16 protein-coding genes are annotated in these 15,740 nt (G+C 65.2%); 7 read left to right on the top strand and 9 right to left on the bottom strand.

From position 1 onward, the window contains the following. Positions 1–18: 18 nt before the first annotated feature. On the top strand, positions 19–735 hold the full coding sequence (locus ACQPW1_RS38720; RefSeq protein ID WP_433657686.1) for a hypothetical protein: 717 nt from the start codon (positions 19–21) through the stop codon (positions 733–735). An 80-nt stretch (positions 736–815) separates the two neighbouring features. Here the strand turns inward: ACQPW1_RS38720 and ACQPW1_RS38715 are convergent, their stop codons facing one another. Then, positions 816–1,166 carry a winged helix-turn-helix transcriptional regulator gene (locus ACQPW1_RS38715; protein WP_433657684.1) on the bottom strand — a complete coding sequence of 117 codons (351 nt, stop codon included), beginning with the start codon at positions 1,164–1,166 and terminating at the stop codon, positions 816–818. 88 nt (positions 1,167–1,254) lie between these two features. Between ACQPW1_RS38715 and ACQPW1_RS38710 the strand changes: the two genes are divergently transcribed. Then, on the top strand, positions 1,255–1,668 hold the full coding sequence (locus ACQPW1_RS38710) for an ester cyclase (protein ID WP_433657682.1): 414 nt from the start codon (positions 1,255–1,257) through the stop codon (positions 1,666–1,668). A gap of 88 nt (positions 1,669–1,756) precedes the next feature. On the opposite strand, the gene ACQPW1_RS38705 is transcribed toward ACQPW1_RS38710, so the two are convergent. After that, a complete protein-coding gene (locus ACQPW1_RS38705; RefSeq protein ID WP_433657681.1) occupies positions 1,757–2,737 on the bottom strand; it encodes a LysR family transcriptional regulator in 981 nt (326 codons plus the stop codon). Between the two features lie 853 nt (positions 2,738–3,590). Between ACQPW1_RS38705 and ACQPW1_RS38700 the strand changes: the two genes are divergently transcribed. After that, complete coding sequence (locus ACQPW1_RS38700) at positions 3,591–4,481, top strand: hypothetical protein (protein WP_433657679.1); 891 nt, start codon at positions 3,591–3,593, stop codon at positions 4,479–4,481. Positions 4,482–4,524: 43 nt separating this feature from the next. Continuing rightward, on the top strand, positions 4,525–5,472 hold the full coding sequence (locus ACQPW1_RS38695; protein ID WP_433657677.1) for a CAP domain-containing protein: 948 nt from the start codon (positions 4,525–4,527) through the stop codon (positions 5,470–5,472). Positions 5,473–5,683: 211 nt separating this feature from the next. On the opposite strand, the gene ACQPW1_RS38690 is transcribed toward ACQPW1_RS38695, so the two are convergent. The 3 genes from ACQPW1_RS38690 to ACQPW1_RS38680 all read right to left on the bottom strand — a co-directional run bounded on the left by ACQPW1_RS38690 (position 5,684) and on the right by ACQPW1_RS38680 (position 9,159). Next, on the bottom strand, positions 5,684–6,649 hold the full coding sequence (locus ACQPW1_RS38690) for a lipase family alpha/beta hydrolase (protein ID WP_433657675.1): 966 nt from the start codon (positions 6,647–6,649) through the stop codon (positions 5,684–5,686). Positions 6,650–6,910: 261 nt separating this feature from the next. Further along, on the bottom strand, positions 6,911–8,068 hold the full coding sequence (locus ACQPW1_RS38685; RefSeq protein WP_433657673.1) for a GDSL-type esterase/lipase family protein: 1,158 nt from the start codon (positions 8,066–8,068) through the stop codon (positions 6,911–6,913). Between the two features lie 29 nt (positions 8,069–8,097). Further along, the gene (locus ACQPW1_RS38680; RefSeq protein WP_433657671.1) at positions 8,098–9,159 is read right to left on the bottom strand and encodes an amidohydrolase family protein; all 1,062 of its coding nucleotides are present in this window, start codon (positions 9,157–9,159) and stop codon (positions 8,098–8,100) included. Between the two features lie 113 nt (positions 9,160–9,272). Here ACQPW1_RS38680 and ACQPW1_RS38675 point away from each other — a divergent pair, with 113 nt between their 5' ends. Further along, positions 9,273–9,848, top strand: a complete 576-nt coding sequence (locus tag ACQPW1_RS38675; protein WP_433657669.1) for a TetR/AcrR family transcriptional regulator — start codon at positions 9,273–9,275, stop codon at positions 9,846–9,848. Between the two features lie 110 nt (positions 9,849–9,958). Here ACQPW1_RS38675 and ACQPW1_RS38670 read toward each other — a convergent pair whose 3' ends face one another. After that, positions 9,959–10,471, bottom strand: coding sequence for a mycothiol transferase (locus tag ACQPW1_RS38670; RefSeq protein ID WP_433657667.1), 513 nt, complete (start codon positions 10,469–10,471; stop codon positions 9,959–9,961). Between the two features lie 647 nt (positions 10,472–11,118). On the opposite strand from ACQPW1_RS38670, the gene ACQPW1_RS38665 reads away from it, so the two are divergent. Next, positions 11,119–12,369 carry a lipase family protein gene (locus ACQPW1_RS38665; RefSeq protein WP_433657666.1) on the top strand — a complete coding sequence of 417 codons (1,251 nt, stop codon included), beginning with the start codon at positions 11,119–11,121 and terminating at the stop codon, positions 12,367–12,369. 72 nt (positions 12,370–12,441) lie between these two features. Here the strand turns inward: ACQPW1_RS38665 and ACQPW1_RS38660 are convergent, their stop codons facing one another. The 3 genes from ACQPW1_RS38660 to ACQPW1_RS38650 all read right to left on the bottom strand — a co-directional run bounded on the left by ACQPW1_RS38660 (position 12,442) and on the right by ACQPW1_RS38650 (position 14,576). Continuing rightward, entirely contained in the window at positions 12,442–13,161 is a 720-nt protein-coding gene (locus ACQPW1_RS38660; protein ID WP_433657664.1) for a DsbA family oxidoreductase, read from the bottom strand. A gap of 63 nt (positions 13,162–13,224) precedes the next feature. Continuing rightward, positions 13,225–13,989, bottom strand: a complete 765-nt coding sequence (locus ACQPW1_RS38655) for an acyl-[acyl-carrier-protein] thioesterase (RefSeq protein WP_433657662.1) — start codon at positions 13,987–13,989, stop codon at positions 13,225–13,227. Next, the gene (locus tag ACQPW1_RS38650) at positions 13,989–14,576 is read right to left on the bottom strand and encodes a PadR family transcriptional regulator (RefSeq protein ID WP_433657660.1); all 588 of its coding nucleotides are present in this window, start codon (positions 14,574–14,576) and stop codon (positions 13,989–13,991) included. Before ACQPW1_RS38650 ends, ACQPW1_RS38655 begins: the two co-directional genes overlap by 1 nt. Positions 14,577–14,730: 154 nt before the next feature. On the opposite strand from ACQPW1_RS38650, the gene ACQPW1_RS38645 reads away from it, so the two are divergent. Beyond that, positions 14,731–15,729 (top strand): AurF N-oxygenase family protein, encoded by a 999-nt coding sequence (locus tag ACQPW1_RS38645; RefSeq protein WP_433657658.1) that lies wholly within the window; start codon positions 14,731–14,733, stop codon positions 15,727–15,729. Positions 15,730–15,740: the final 11 nt, after the last annotated feature.

The following is a 15,740-nucleotide window of genomic DNA, read 5'->3' as shown; positions in this document are numbered from 1 at the left end:
CCTAAAAAGGATCTAAGAATGTTGATGAGGAACTTTGCCGCGACGGCGACGCTGCTGATCGCCGCGCTCGGTGTCTCCGCCGGCACCGTGAACGCGGCTCCCGCCGCGGACGCCGACGCGCCGATCAATTTCACCTCCCAGGCCACCGACTCCCAGGCGATCGTTTCCATCGACGCGGGCTCCATCGTCGTCGAGGGCGATGCGCTGAAGATCAAGGCCGCCAACGGCAATGTCGTCGCGGGTACCCCGCTGAAGTTCCGGCTCGACGACTTCGAGTTCCCGATCGCGGCCGACATCGCGGGCCGCACCGCGACGCTGACCCCGCAGCTCGAAATGGACAAGGCCGCCTACAAGCCGGTCGCCCTGCCGTTCGAGGACAAGGCACCGTGGAAGACCGAGTACGACCGTGAGCAGGCCGCCTGGTCGCGGATGACCGCAACGATCAGCCTCGGTGCCAGCATCGCCACCCTGGTCGGTGGCCTCGGCGGCGCGGCTGTCGGTTGCGTTCTCGGTGGTGCGGTCGGCGGCGGCATCGTCGCGGGCACCATCGTCGGCCTGTTCGGTCCGTTCGTCGGCGGCATCATCGCCGGCTGCCTCGGTGGCGCGGCCGCCATGGGCGCCCTCGGCACCATCGCGGGTCAGATCTTCATCACCGCACCCGTCGCAATCGGCGCGGTGATCCAGTACTTCACCACGATCAACCAGCCGTTCACCCCGGCTCCGGCCCCCAAGTAGGCCAGTTCCGCACACAGATCAGGCCCCGCTTCGGCGGGGCCTGACCCGTTTGTCCGGTTATCGCTCTCGCGGAACGACTTTCACGCTGTCGCCGGAGCCGGTGTGGCCACGTAAGGAAGGTCGTTTTCGGCCCAGTCGGCCATGCTGGCCAGTACCGATTCGAGGCGTTGTCCGGCCGGGGTGAGTTGATATTCCACCCGCGGTGGCACTTCGGCGTACGCGGTGCGGGTGACCAGCCCGGTGAGTTCGAATCGCTGCAACCGCGCGGACAGGGTTTTGGGGCTGATGCCGGGCAGCCCGGCGCGCAGTGCGGTGAAGCGTTTCGGGCCGTCGAGCAGTTCCCGCACGATGAGGGTCGCCCATGGTCCGTCGAGAACGACGAGGAACCGCGCGATCGGGCATTCCGGCAGCGGGTGAGGTAGCTCACTCATCATTTCTCCATTAGTTCATTTGAGGTAACTGATTCCTCAAGGGAACTATAGGCGTGTACCAGCTACAACGCCAACCAAGGGAGAAGCAATGACCACGACCATCAGCCAGGCTCGCGCGGTCGCCACCCGCAACTACCTGCTGTATGACACCGGGGATGTCGCCGGGGTCGACGAGGTTTTCGCGCCCGACGTGATCGATCACAATCCGGTGCCCGGGACATCGACGGGGATCGAAGGCATGCGGTTTCTCGTCGGCGAGGTGCGCAATGGGTTCAGCGATACTCGTCACGAAATCGTGTTCCAAGAGGAACTGCCGGGCGGTTGGGTGGTCAATCACTGGCGGATGACAGCCGTGCACACCGGCGACGCGTTCGGGTTGGCCGCCAGCGGGCGACCGGTCTCGCTGACCGGTACCGACATCGTCCGGGTCGTCGACGGCCGGATCACCGAGATCTATCACGTGGAAGAACTGCTGCAGATGCGACTGCAGCTGACCGCGTAACGTCCGCCGCCCGATGAGCGCCGCTATCGTGCGGCGCTCACCGGGCGCGAACTGAATTCAGTTGCGGCGCTGCGGGATCGACTTTTCGTCAGGAGGGCAGCGGGCCGACCGGCACCGGGGTACGTTGCGCCACTTCGGGTTCCGGTCGCCGGATCTCCAGCAGTCCTGCGGCCCCGAACTTTCGGACGAGTTCCGAGTCGCTGATGACCTCGAGGAACTTCTCCACGTGCAGTGACTTGTCGCGCGCGTGCACCGTCAATTCCCGGCGAATCGGACGGGACAGTCGAATGATCGACAGCAGCCGGGCCGATCCGTGCAGTGCCATCTTCGGCACCAGCGCGACGCCGACACCGTGTTCCACCAGGCTCAGCGCGGTGGTCACGTCAGGTGCGCGGACGGCGAAACGGACATGCACGCCCGCTCGGCCCGCCTCGCGCGAAACGGTGTCGGTGAGATCGGAATTCGCGCCGCAGCGGATCCACGGCGCCTCGACCAGCTGCTTCCACGAGCCGTCGAAGCTGCTGCGCTGGCTGGGATGGCAGACGACGACGAGTTCTTCCTCGCCGAAGCAGTGTACGACCCGCGAGCTGGACTGCTCCAACGGTCCGACGGCGACGTCGAGGGCGCCCTCTTCCAGAGTCGCGTTGAGCTCGCGGATGTCGGTGAACGACCGGACCTCGATGCTGTCGATATTGCGTTCGTGCCGCATCCGATAGATGAGCGGCGGCAACAGCTTCTGGGCGATGGTCGGCGTCGTGCCGACGGTCATCACGCCGTCGCCGAACGTCTGCCCCATGGCCATCGCCTGGCGGGCGGACTCGACGACATCCGAGGCCTGCGCGAAGAACTCGCGACCGAACTTGGTGAGCCTCGACCTGCGTGACCGCGGATCGAACACCTTCCGGCCGAGCGAGGACTCCAACGCGTCGATCTGCTGCGACATCGCGGACGGCGTTATTCCGAACCGCCGTGCGGCGGCCGAGAGCGAGCCGAGTTGCACCGCGTTCACAAAGTAATCGAACTGGCGGAGCGTGATCGTATTGGAAGTTAGCAAGGGATAATCAGACATCGGCAACCTTTGTATCGAGCCGTCGGCTCATCTGCAGCACCTTCGGTCCATCACTGAAAATTAAGTGAGCATTCCGTCACCGAGTCATGGCACCTGCCGGTCGACACGGACCGGCAAACACATCACATTCTTTCGTTAACTGTGCGTTCATCCGCGAATTGTGGAGAGAGTCTGAAAGACCGCATTCGGGGTGTTACGCCGACTTGTGTGCAAGCAGTATCTACTGCGGCGATCGTTACGTCAAACGTTACGCCAAGCTAAACCTTCCTGTTGCCCAGATCACCTTGTAACTTCAACTGCATAACTCGTTCGAGCCTCGACCTGGGGATCGACCTTGGGAAACGGTCACTCGCCAAGTGAGGGCGCGTGACCTTCCTTCGCGGTCGCAGGATGCATGTCACGCACCCATTTTGACCACAAATGGCCTTGGTTAGGTGCTGATTCAAGATAAAACTGACATGACTTTAGCTGGCCTAACAACAGTGACCCGAGGCCATTCGTAACTCATAACCCCGGCGTCAATCACGGTCCGTGACGAGGCGTCGAACTAGATCGCGTGTGGCTGTACTGTGATGCTGCGGTGATCTGCTGACGCGCCGTGTGTGATCTGGCCGTTATCAGTCATCGTGCCACAGTTAATCGCATCTTGATTCGATGTAAGAATGTCCGTTCTGCTTGTTCGTCACACCGGCCGAGTTCTACGCTTCCGAATGGAAGCCGACAGCCCGAAGTGCCGCGTACTTGACCGCAGAGCGGCGGTCGAACGGCTCCCGACCGGCAAGTTCGAACCAGGTCGTACCAAGCGGTGGGCTGTCGGCTTCGCCAGCGATCGATCTTTCGAAGGAAGGCAGTCATGGGGAAGCACAGCGCGCCGAGAAACAATGTCGTCCCTGCCCGTTTGGCGATGCTCTCGACGGCGACGCTGATCGGCCTGGCTGTCTCGGCGAACGGCGGTGCGGGGCAGGCGATCGCGGACGACACGAACTCCACCACCACCTCGGGTGACGGAGTGTGGGTCGCGCCGCCGAAGCAGGCGCCGGCCACGGTGCTGCCCGTCTCCTACCAGCACCAGGCCCGCCCGGACCGCATCGCGCCGGTCGCGGCCGAGCCGCCGTTGCGCCGCGCTGATCGACCGACCGCCATGGGCGGGAATGCGAAGCCGGACCGGTCCGCCAAGCCGGGCGGCGCCGATAAGCCGAGCACCGCGGCACCGCTTGCCAACCTGGTGGATTCGCTCGCCACCGGCAGCGCGGCGTTGCCCGCACCGCTGCGCGCGGTACTGGAGGACCTGGCCAAGCAGGTCGGGCCGGTACTGGCGAAAGGCCTGATCCAGCTGATCACCAGTGGCAACGCGCCGAGCCCGCAGGCTCGGCACGAGGCCCCGGCACCCGCCGGGCGAGCTGCCAACGTTGTCGGCCACAACGCCGGCTACACCGACGTCGACAACACTGCCGACGCCGACACCGATGTCGAAACCGACGCCGATGTCGACGACACCGAAGCCGAAGCCGACGCCGACGCCGACGCCGACGTTGACACCGACGCCGACGCCGACGCCGACGTTGACACCGACGTCGACGCGGACGCAGATGTCGACTCCGACACCGACATTGATACCTACACCTACACCTACACGGACACCGAAGCCGACTCCGACACCAGCACCGTCGCCGACGCCGTCGTCATTCCCGACGCCGACGCGGATTGGCGCCCGCTGGCGCTCGGCCCGACCACGGTCGGCTGACCCTGCATTTGTTCTATAAGCTCGACAACTCTCGAAGGAAATTGTGCGTTTCTCCCCGGCTACAATGCTGTCTTTTTCCACCGCTGTAGGCGCTTCGGCCATCGCCATCTGCGCCGTTGCCGGCGCCCCGGCCGCCATGGCCGCGCCGCAATCGCAATCCGCCGCCGACGAGGTGGTCAGCCTCACCAATAATGAACGCGCCAAAGCGGGTTGTGCGCCGCTGAAAGCGGAAAGCCATCTTACCCAAGCCGCGCAAGGCCATTCGGAAGATATGGCCGCCGGCGGCTTCATGGACCACAACTCCTCGAAGGGCGATCCGGGCGACCGAATCAGCGCCGCGGGTTACAAGGCGCAGACCTGGGCGGAGAACATCGCCGCTGGTCAGCGCAGCGCGTCCGAGGTGGTCAACTCGTGGATGAACAGCGCGGGCCACCGCGCGAACATCCTGAACTGCGGGCTCAAGGACATCGGTGTCGGCTACGCCAAGGGCGGAAACGGCACCGCCTACTGGACGCAGGACTTCGGTACTTCCAACCGGCAGGGCGACGAGAAGCCCGCCGAGCCCGGTAAGCCGGATAAGCCGGGTAAGCCTTCGGACGGCGGCGACAATAAGCCGGGCAAGCCCGGCGACGGCGGCGATAAGCCGGGCAAACCGGGCGGCGGCGATAAGCCGGGCAAGCCGGGTGGCGGTTCGCCTTGGGATCCGTGGAACCCGTGGGGTGACGGTTCGGACAATGGCGACGATTCGTCGGGCGACCCGTGGGGCGACGGTTCCGATGACAATTCGGACAATGGCGACAATACTCCGTGGGATCCGTGGGGCGACGGCTCCGATTCCAACAATGGTGGCGACTCCTGGGATCCCTGGGGCGATTCCTCCTGGGACCCGTGGAACAACGCTTCGAACACCGGCGGCGATTCGCCGTGGGATGCGTGGAGTAAGGACTTCGACAAGCTCCTCGGACAGCTCGCCGGTAAGGGCGGCTGGTAGCACTCCTCACTAGCGGTGCCGCCGGACTCAACGAGGAGTCCGGCGGCGCCTTTTTGTCCGCTGACAACGTGAGCGGCGGTCAGCGGATTTCATCGTGTCCGTGCCGTCGGTAGTGCCGGTGGCACGTGGCTCGATCACAAAGCCCGCCGCACCAGGTGTTTCGGTGCGACGGGCGGTGAGTTGTGTTGCTGTGCTGCGTAGTTCGCGGAACTCAGCTGTTCGGCGGCGTGCTGATGCAGGTGGGGTAGGCGGCAGTGCTCGGATCCAGCGCGTTGAGTACGAGCTGAGCCACCACCTTGTCGTAGGGCAGCAGCAGATGGTCGGTCAGATCGCCGGGGCAGTAGTCCTGCACGACGTGATTGGTGACGCTGGGACTCTGCACGATCCCGCTGGTGTACGGCACCACGAATTCGTCGTGGCTGGTGACGATGTTGGTGTAGGTGACGCCGGGAACCGTTGGGCCACTGGCGCTCAGCTTGCGCAGGAACTCCGAGCCGGTCTGAATCTGCAAGCAGGCGGCGCAGACCGGGTCGACGACGGCGCCCAGCGCGGGCGTCAGTCGCAGTCTGGCGGCAAGCGCGGCGAAGAGCGCCGCGAACCCCAGCGAGTTGGTGCCGTTCCAGCCGGGGCCGATCGAGATGAAACGATCGATCTTGTTCGCGCCACCGAGGAACTTGGCGTAGTAGTCGGTGACCAGGCTGCCTTCCGAATGCGCGACGATATCGACGCTTTGCGCACCGGTTGCTGCCCGCACCTTGATGATAAAGTCGCGGACCTGCTGCGCGCTCTGCTCGATCGGCAACAGTCCGCCGAGTGCGCCGAGCGGTGCGGGCATGCCGGGGATCGAACCGTAGGTCAGGGAGTACACGCAGTAGCCGTTGTTCGCGAGCAGCGGGGACAGTGCGCCCCAGTCCAGCCGCACGGTCTCCGGCCCGCCGTGCACCAGCACGATCGGATTCGGGTGCAGCGCACTGGGTTTGCACGTCCAGTCGTTGGCGCCGAGCGGCGCCGCACCGGGGTGGTCCGCCTCGGCGTCCACCGCATCGTTGAACAGGTAGGAGACGGGATACGGCGGCCGCGACCCTGGATTGTTCGGCTCGCCCGCAGCGCTGGGCGCGGTGAGCGCTCCGGCGAGAATCGCGGCAATGGTCATCCAGACGACAGGCTTGCGGCGCATAAGCTGGACCCCTTTCTGCGAATCAGTCCAGACCCACCATCTGTCCGCGAAGTGACCACGACAACACAGGTCGGTTGCCATCCTATTGTCTTTGTCACCATTGGCCGACAAACGTCAGCGCAGCTTCATTTGCTTAAGCGTCGCAACACATTTGGCATAACTGACAACGCGACGCGCCTTTGTTCGGCAGCAGCATTCGCCACCGTACCGGTCGGAACCACCCAGGGGTGATTCCGGCCGGTGGCAGCTTGCCCGATCAGCTCAGGCAGTGAACAGTCCGGCGTCACCGAATGCCAAGTCGGCGAAGCGATCTCCGATGCGGCGGTGGGTGGCGGGGTCCGGATGGAGCTGGTCTGGCAGCGGCAGCTCGACGAAATCCGCTTCGCCGTACAGCGACCGACCGTCGAGGTAGTGCAGGTTCGCATCGTCGGCCGCGCGCTGCTTGGTGATACGGGTGAGTTCGTCCCGGATGACGTTGAGGGTCAGTCGTCCGGCCGCGCGGTCGGCTGGATCGCCGGTCGCGCGGAAACTCACTCTCGTGCCGTCGAATTCGAGGGCACCCGGACCGGGGGTGTCCTCGTGGATCGGGCAGAGAATGGGGGAGACGACCAACAGCGGTGTGCTCGGGTGTCCCTCCCTGATGGTGTCGAGGAAGCCGTGCACCGCCGGTCCGAAGGCGCGCAGCCGCATGACATCGGTGTTGACGATATTGATGCCGATCTTCAGGCTGATCAGATCCGCCGGGGTGTCGCGAATGGTGCGCGCGACGAACGGATCGAGCAGGCTGTTGCCCCGCAGACTCAGGTTGATCAGCTCGACCCCGCCCCGCGCGGCCGCCACCGCGGGCCAGGTCGCCGTCGGGACATCGGCGTTGGCGCCGTGGCTGATCGAACTGCCATGGTGCAGCCACGTTCTGCGGCCGCGGTCCGGTGTCACCTCGACCGGCGCGTCGGTGCGCAGGCCGACCAGCTCGGTGATTTCGGTGTGCGGCAGCCAGATTTCGATGTCCTTCGGCTCGGCCGACAGGTCGGTGAATCGGACGGTGCCGACCGACCCCTGCTCGGCGACCTTGGACTGGGTGGCCATGTCGACGATGTGCCGGGTGCCGCCGGGCACGCTGGCCCGACCCGCGTGCCGACCGTCGACCAGCAGTTCGTACACGCCGTCCGGCGGTGTCGGGGCGCCCTGGTAGACGGTCCGCGTCGGCAGCACGTCCAGCTCGATGACGGTCGCGCTGGTCCGGAAGACGACCCGGACGCCGGTCGGCTGGGCTTCGACCATCGCCAGATAGTCGTCGGGGAACTGCTTGCGAGCCCAGGCGGGCAGCCGGTGCGGCAGCACGCCGTGCGCGGTGCGTTCGAGATCGAGGGCGCCACGCAGGATGGGGGATTCGATGGGGGTGGTGATCCAGTTGGTCATTGGGGTGTTCCTTAGTGAGGTCGCGGAGGTCAGTGCGCCAGCCGATATGTTCGGCGGGCCGTTTCCGAGAACATCGAGGCCAGTTCGGTTTCCGAGGCGCCGGAAGCGAGCCGCTTGAAGGTGTTCCACAGCGTCGCGTATCGAGTTCCCATTTTGTCCACCGGGAAGTTGCTTTCGAACATGCACCGGTCCGGACCGAAGGCGTCGATGCAGGTGTCGAACCACGGATGCCACAGGGCGGCAAGCTCTTCCGAGGTCGGCGGGGTCGCCTCGGTGCGGTAGTCGAAGGCGGCTGCTGTGGCGAGGATGCCGCCGAGCTTGCAGACGACGTTCGGCCGTTCGGCCGCCTCCCGGATGCCGCGCGCCCAAGTCGCGAAGTGTTCGGCGCGGTCGGTGGCGTAGGGGCCGAAGCCGAGCGGCGCGCCGCAATGGTTCAGCACCATCCGCAGCTCGGGGATCGCGTCGGCCAACTCGGCGGCGTCGGCGAGCTGAGGGGACAGGATCCACAAGTCGAGCGTCAGGTCACGGTCGGCGACCACGCGGGCGCAGTCCCGGATGGCCGGTTCGGCGAGCATGTGCGGACGGTTGCCGGGATGGCTGAGCTTGATCTCCTCGCTCGCATCCCAGCTCGCCCCGAACCGAAGGCCCCGGAATCGACCTGCACCAGCGGTGATGTGGTGCTCGATGACGTTGTCGACAATGTCGGCGCCGAGGGCGAAGTCGGCCCGCCCGATGATTCCGGCGGCCACCTTGGTGGGCCCGCCGGCCGCATCGCTGGCCGCGGCCAGGTTCGCGACGAACTCCGTCTCGCCGACCGGCCGCAATTCCGTCGGTCCCTCGGTGCGGTAGGCCGACATCGCCTCGGCGTGCACCGTCGCGATCACGTTGTGCCCACTGCCCGTGTCCGCCGCGAATTCCGCTAGGAGATAACGGAATCCGGGGTGGTACCAGAGGTGATGATGCGGGTCGACGATGGGCAACTCGGGCCGCAGGATCTGCTCCTGCGGCTGCCGGGCCAGCCAGCTCTCGTCGGGCGGGAAGACCCGGCCGAACTCGGTCGGGCGCGCGGTATGGGAAACCGATGCGTTCATGGTGGAGGTCTCCCCTCAATCGTACTCGCTAGCTGATTTAACAAGTCGATACGCTAAACTACCTAGAGACATTAGGCAAATGAGTTAGGCCTACATGGAATGAGGAGAACTGCATGGCACGCGCAAGGCTGACGGACGAGAGCCTGATCCAGGCGGCAGCCGAGCTGGCCGACGAGGTCGGCTTCGACAACGTGACCGTCTCGGCGCTGGCCCGCAGGCTCGGCGTCAAGGACGCGAGCCTGTACTCACGCCTGGAAAATGCCCGCGACCTGCGGGTCAAGGTGGCGGTCCTGGCGCTGGCCGAACTCGCCGACAAGGTCGCGCACGCGCTGGCGGGTCGCGCGGGCAAGGACGCGCTGGTCGCCTTCGCCAACGCCTACCGGGACTACGCGAAGAAGCACCCGGGCCGCTACGCCGCGACGCAACTAGACCTCGACCCCGCGACGGCCACCGCCAGCGCGGCCATGCGGCACGCCGAGATGACCCGCGCGATCCTGCGCGGCTACGACCTGGCCGAGCCCGACCAAACCGACGCGATCCGCCTACTGCACGGCACCTTCTACGGATACGTGACCCTTGAAACAACGGGCCGCTACGACAGCCACCCACGTAATGTCGAGGACTCCTGGTCCAGAGCGCTCGATGCGCTAGACGCCGTTCTCAAGAACTGGCCACCGACACCCCGCTAAGAGGAGTCGGGGCCGCTGGCCGTCGCGTTCGGTGCGCGGCGGGTCCCGCCGAGCGGATCCGTCACGCACCCGCTGTCAGGGATGACCCTGAATTGGGTACCTGTGTGGGTTTACCTGCGGCGCAGCAGGACTCCGCGGATGAAGGCGGCCTGGCCGGAGTGCTGGATGTCGTCGTCGACGACGCTGATCAGGCGGACGGCGAGGGTGACGGGGGGATTCCAGCGGGTATCGACGACGCGGGGGAGGTCGGCGTCGGTAAGGCCGGAGACGTATTTGATGGTCTGTTCGTGCACGGCGTCGTAGTAGCCGAGGAGTAGATCGGCGGACACCGCACCGAGTTGGGCCACCTCGTCCTGGTTGTTGCCGTAGCCGGTTGCGGTGTCGTCGAACGGCAGGCCGAAGCGCTCGGCCCAGCCCGCCGCCGTCCACGCCTGTTCGATGTCCGCGACGTCGGCGATGTGGTCGTCTTGCACGCGGGTCAGATGCCAGATCAGCCAGGCGATCGAGTTGGCGCCGGGCTCCAGCTGGACTGCCAGTTCGTCGCGGGTCAGGCCGGACACGGCTCCGTGCACGTTCTCCTGGACACGGCCGAAGGCATCGATCAACAAGTCAGCGCTGGTCATGATCGAGTCCAATCGTGGGGTAGGCGTTCATTATTCCCGCTCTCGGTGGTCTGCCGCACAGGGGTGCGGCTCCGGCTATCGACCAGCGACGGGTCGCGCATGGCCCCTTCGACGGGCGGCCGTGCGTGCGTGACCCACGCGCAGTGAATTCCGCCGGAGCACCTCGTTAGGGCAACGTGAATTCTTCGCGTCGATAAGCGCACGGATAGACCGTCATCGCCCTCGCCATTACGCTGACCCGACGACAGCAACGGGATAGCCAACTCGGGAGCGTGCTACGTTCGGATAATCACCGATAATCCTCGGAAAATCATTTAAGGAAAACTACAAACGATTTCAAGTCGGTCTACACAGCGCCGACAGATCCTTTTCGCCAAGGTCTCAGATTGCGAGTTCGATGACGAACGCGGATCAAAACCCCTGGCCAGCAGGCTAAGTGCCCGCAGCAACGGCTTGCCGCGCGTTGTCGTCATTACGAGCGTAGCGCAACTTTAATTCGTATTAAGAACTGCATGTAATCTACGACACTTTCGCACCGGCACGGACGCGACAAGCGGCCGTTCGACGATTATTGTCGTTTCGCGCACGTGAAATGCAGCTCACCGGATCACCTGAAAATTCTCGCGATGCAGTGGAGGTATAGCCCAGTGGGTAGACGACTTTTTCGGTTGGCAACCGGTGGCACGAAACTCAGACCGATCCTCGCCGCCTTCGGCGCGCTGACGATCAGCGCCGCCATGGTTTCCGGCGGCACGGTCACCGCTAACGCCCAGCCGATCTGGCCGAACCCGGACCCGGACCCGTTCTACGCCGCGCCGGCCGATATCGGCAGCAAGGCCAACGGTGACGTGCTGGACAGCCGCCCGATGCCGCCGCTGTTCTACTTCCCCGGCGCCTCGGTCACCCTGATCAAGTTCCGCTCGACCAACTCCCAGGGTCAGCCGATCGCGGCAACCACCACGGTGCTGACCCCGGTCGGTCACCGCGCGGACGCGCCGCTGCTGTCGTTCCAGCACATCATCAACGGGCTCGGCACCCAGTGCGCGATCTCGCACGGGCTCTACGCCAACGACACGAACTTCATCGTCCCGTTCGCGCCGGCGCTGAACGTCGCGCTGCTGCGCGGCTGGTCTGTCGCGCTGCCCGATCACCTCGGCCCGAAGAGTGCTTACGGCGCAGCGAGATTGGGTGGCCAGATCACGCTCGACGGTGTCCGTGCCGCACAGCGACTGTCGCAGCTCAGCCTCGGGAAGAGCCCGGTGGCATTGGCCGGTTACTCCGGTGGCGGCATGGCGACTGCTTGGGCCGCCGCGCTCGCGCCGAAGTACGCGCCGGAGCTGAACATCGTCGGCGCCGCCGAGGGTGGTGTCCCGATGAACCTGCAGACGATGGGCTGGGCCATCGGGCACAACCAGCACCCGGCATTCGGCCTCGGCTTCGCCGCCGTGCTCGGCTTGGAGCGGGAGTACCCGGACCGGCTGCCGGTCACCGACGCCCTGAGTGAGCGCGGGCGGGCCGCAGCCAGGGACATCGCCAACAGCTGCACCAATGACCTGATCGCGCGTGGTGTCGGGCACAGCTTCGACGATTACGCGAAAGACAATGTGATGGCTCACGATCCGAAGGCCTGGGAGGTGGCGGACGAGAACAGCGTCGAGCTTTACGGCGGTGTGCCCGATGCGCCGATCTTCGAATGGCATTCCCCGCAGGACAACCTGATCCCGCTGGACGCGATCGCGAACACGGTCAACCGCTACTGCCGTGCGGGGGTGCGGGTGGAATCCGAACTCTTCCCCTCGCCGGACCACCTGACCACCGCTGTCATCGGCTTCCCCTCGATGCTGAACTGGCTCGACGGTCGATTCGCAGGCAGGCCCGCGCCGAGTAACTGCGCGTAAGCAGACGGCAAATGCCCCTGATCGGTAACTACCGATCAGGGGCATTTTCGTCGGATATGCCGGTCGGACAGGTCAATCGCGCGCAGGCAGCTCACAGCCGTCCGGACCGCACGCATCCCCGCCACCGATCGTCTGGATAACGGGCGCGCGATCGCCCCACGCCTGATCGAGAGCCTGGGCGAACACCGAAACCGGCTGCGCGCCGGAGACGCCGTACTTGCGGTCGATCACGAAGAACGGAACGCCGGTCGCCCCGAGCTGCGCCGCTTCCTGCTCATCGGCCCGCACCGCGTCGGCATAGGCGTTCGGATCGGCGAGCACCGCACGCACGCCGGACTCGTCGAGTCCCGCATCGACCGCGAGCCGTACTAGGCGCTCATGATCGGCGAACAGCGACTCCGCCTCCGCGAAGTTCCCGCGATAGAGCGCGTCGAGCAGCTCCTCCTGCTTACCCTGCGCCAGCGCGAAGTGCAGCAGCCGATGCATGTCGAAGGAGCTGCCGTAGTCGCGCCCTTCGGTCACATACGGCAGCCCGAGCTCGGCCGCCTGCGCCCCGATACCTCGCTCGTTGGCCGCGGCCTGCGCCTCGCTGATCCCGTATTTCTGCGCGATCTTCGTGATCACCGGACCCGACTCGTCGGCGGCCAGGCTCGGATCCAACTCGAACGAGCGATGCACCACCTCGACGTCGTCGCCGTGCGCGAACTCCGCCAGCGCCTGTCCGAACCGCTCCTTGCCCAGGTAGCAGAACGGACAGTTGATATCGGTCCAAATCTCGACCCGCACGTTCATCCCTCTGTCTCGTCTCGACCCCCGTCTAAGCAACACCCGGGCAATCCGATCTGTTCCAGCCAGTCAGTTGATGGGCGTGACCTGGGCGAGGGTTCGTGGGGTGCCGTCTACTTCGAGTTGTAACCGCACCGCCGAGTCGGTGGCGTGAGTGCGCAGCATGACTTCGTTGCCGACGGTGATCGCGCCGACGTGTTCGACGATGGCGCGGTAGGGGGTGGTGTGGGCGGTCGGGTGGTTGGCGAGTCCTTCTTCGACGGCTTGCCAGTGGATGGCGTTGTTGACGTGGCCGTAGCGGTCGAAGTCCGCGACGCGTAGTGGGAACGGGGTGGGGGAGGGGGTGGTGTCGGTGATCTGTTGCAGGGCTGGTTTCCAGCGCAGGCGGTGGTCGGTGGTGACGGCCAGCATCGATGCCATGAAGCGGTCGGTCATTCGGGCGGGTCTGCCCGCGACCGGGTCGACATTGATCAGGAACTGTTCGACCTCCGCCAAACCGCCTTGCTCGCTTCGGATTTGGATGCGAGCGGTGAACCAGCGGTTCGAGAGGGCGGATGGCCAGCGGCGTAGCTGTACGCGGTCACCGAACTCGATCGGGTGGAGCACGTCGATCACGGTGCGCGACACCAGCCATGCGGGATGCAGGTCGCCGTCGTCGACGGCCTGTAGGTGTTCGTAGCCGAGATCCATTGCGTAGCGGGCGATTGCGTCGAGCCGCAGCCGTTGTTCGGTATCGGTGTCGGCCAGCCGCACCGGCCACGCCGATTCGAACGCGGTGTGCCCGTCGGGACACGGCGGGAGGGGAGCGGCGATTCGGCCGATCTCGGTGCCCATCAATGTTCCTTCCGCGCTTGCGATGTCGCCGAGCTCTGCGATCGTGCCCGCAGGACGTCCGCGCTCCGCTTGCACCAGTCGAGGGCTTCCTGCTCGAAGGCCCTGCCGCGCAATCCGACGAGATATGGCCCTACCCAAGGACTTCGGGCCAGAAAGGTGTCCTCGTCGAGGTCGCCGCGGGCCCGGCTCAACCGCCGCTCGAATTGCTCGATCTTGCCCCTGGCTTCGGCCGCCCGGTCCTCGAGCTGCTCGATCAGTCGCCCGGTATCGCCCGCCTCGGCCGCCTGCATCTTGACGAGCAGATCGTCGCGTATCGCGGACGGCTTGCTCGGGCCCGCGATGAACGCGGACATCTCGGCCGTGCCCGCCTCGGTGAGCGTGTACACCCGCTTGTTGGGCCGACCGCGTTGCACCACTTCGCGTCCCACCACCAAACCGGCCGATTCGAGCTTGGCCAACTCGGTGTAGAGCTGCTGGGGCAGTGCGTGCCAGTAGTTCGAGATGTTGACGTCGAACAGCTTCGCCAGCTGATATCCGGACAGCTCGTTGCCGAGTAGAGCCGCCAGTACCGCGTGCCGCAGTGCCACTCCATGCCTCCCGAGGTCAACCGCTAATCAAAAAATTACCTAGATCAATAATTGATTATGCCACTCGGTTGGTTTCCGGTCTAGATCTGAGTGAGACAGACTGTTACTGTAAACATGTGTCACATTAACCTCGACTGGATATGAGGTAGACGTCATGGCTACAAAGTCGGCAACGGCGCCGTCTCGGACCGCGGCGCAGAGCGCGTATGCGGGAATCCTGACGACGCTCTCCGAAGGGTCGGTGAACAAGCACTTCGACCCGTATACCGAGATCGATTGGGATGCACCCGAATGGGCGGTAGTACCGAACGATCCGCGCTGGATTCTGCCCGCGGACAGTGATCCGCTCGGCGCGCACCCCTGGTACCTGGCGTTGCCGGAGGCGCGCAAGATCGAGATCGGGATGTGGCGGCAGGCCAACGTCGCGAAGGTGGGGCTGCAGTTCGAAGAGGTGCTGATCGGCGGCGTGATGAACTATCTGTTCGCCGTGGTGCCCAACGGATCCGGTGAATTCCGGTACCTCAACCACGAGGTCGCCGAAGAGGTCAACCACACCTTGATGTTCCAGGAGATGGTGAATCGGATCGGCCTGGACGTGCCCGGCATGAGCCGATTCATGAAGACGGTCGGACCGCTGGTGCCGCTGCTCGGACGGTTCTTCCCGACCACCTTCTTCGTCGCCGTGCTCGCGGGCGAGGAGCCGATCGATCACGTGCAGAAGTCGGTGTTGCGCGCGGGCGAGAACGTGCACCCGATCATGCGTGACGTGATGCGGATCCACATCGCCGAGGAGGCGCGCCACATCGCCTTCGCGCACGAGTACCTGCGGCAGCGGGTCCCGAAGCTGGGATTCGTGCAGCGCAGCACGCTGTCGCTGGCCTACCCCATCATCATGTTCATCGCCTGCGACCTGATCGTGAAGCCGCCGCGTTCGCTGTTCCACGCGTTCGACATTCCGCTGCGCATTCGCCGAGAGTTGTTCTGGCGCAGTGCCGAAGCGCGCGCTCGTCGTCGCGACTTCTTCGGTGAGGCCCGGATGCTCGCGACCGACATCGGACTGATGAACCCGGTGGCGAAGCTGACCTGGCGGCTGCTGCGCATCAACGGCGGACAGTCCAGGTACCGCGGCGAACCGGTGCGCACCCGCTCCTGAACCCGCTGGGC

It is taken from the genome of Nocardia sp. CA-128927 (assembly GCF_050955855.1).
Classification (GTDB): domain Bacteria; phylum Actinomycetota; class Actinomycetes; order Mycobacteriales; family Mycobacteriaceae; genus Nocardia.
This window is presented reverse-complemented; position numbering and strand designations above follow the sequence as displayed.

What these genes read in the sequence shown, in the direction of transcription:
- ACQPW1_RS38720 (WP_433657686.1), top strand. Translation starts at nt 19, where the DNA reads ATGTTGATGAGGAACTTTGCCGCGACGGCGACGCTGCTGATCGCCGCG.
- ACQPW1_RS38715 (WP_433657684.1), bottom strand. Translation starts at nt 1,166, where the DNA reads ATGAGTGAGCTACCTCACCCGCTGCCGGAATGCCCGATCGCGCGGTTC.
- ACQPW1_RS38710 (WP_433657682.1), top strand. Translation starts at nt 1,255, where the DNA reads ATGACCACGACCATCAGCCAGGCTCGCGCGGTCGCCACCCGCAACTAC.
- ACQPW1_RS38705 (WP_433657681.1), bottom strand. Translation starts at nt 2,737, where the DNA reads ATGTCTGATTATCCCTTGCTAACTTCCAATACGATCACGCTCCGCCAG.
- ACQPW1_RS38700 (WP_433657679.1), top strand. Translation starts at nt 3,591, where the DNA reads ATGGGGAAGCACAGCGCGCCGAGAAACAATGTCGTCCCTGCCCGTTTG.
- ACQPW1_RS38690 (WP_433657675.1), bottom strand. Translation starts at nt 6,649, where the DNA reads ATGCGCCGCAAGCCTGTCGTCTGGATGACCATTGCCGCGATTCTCGCC.
- ACQPW1_RS38685 (WP_433657673.1), bottom strand. Translation starts at nt 8,068, where the DNA reads ATGACCAACTGGATCACCACCCCCATCGAATCCCCCATCCTGCGTGGC.
- ACQPW1_RS38680 (WP_433657671.1), bottom strand. Translation starts at nt 9,159, where the DNA reads ATGAACGCATCGGTTTCCCATACCGCGCGCCCGACCGAGTTCGGCCGG.
- ACQPW1_RS38675 (WP_433657669.1), top strand. Translation starts at nt 9,273, where the DNA reads ATGGCACGCGCAAGGCTGACGGACGAGAGCCTGATCCAGGCGGCAGCC.
- ACQPW1_RS38670 (WP_433657667.1), bottom strand. Translation starts at nt 10,471, where the DNA reads ATGACCAGCGCTGACTTGTTGATCGATGCCTTCGGCCGTGTCCAGGAG.
- ACQPW1_RS38660 (WP_433657664.1), bottom strand. Translation starts at nt 13,161, where the DNA reads ATGAACGTGCGGGTCGAGATTTGGACCGATATCAACTGTCCGTTCTGC.
- ACQPW1_RS38655 (WP_433657662.1), bottom strand. Translation starts at nt 13,989, where the DNA reads ATGGGCACCGAGATCGGCCGAATCGCCGCTCCCCTCCCGCCGTGTCCC.
- ACQPW1_RS38645 (WP_433657658.1), top strand. Translation starts at nt 14,731, where the DNA reads ATGGCTACAAAGTCGGCAACGGCGCCGTCTCGGACCGCGGCGCAGAGC.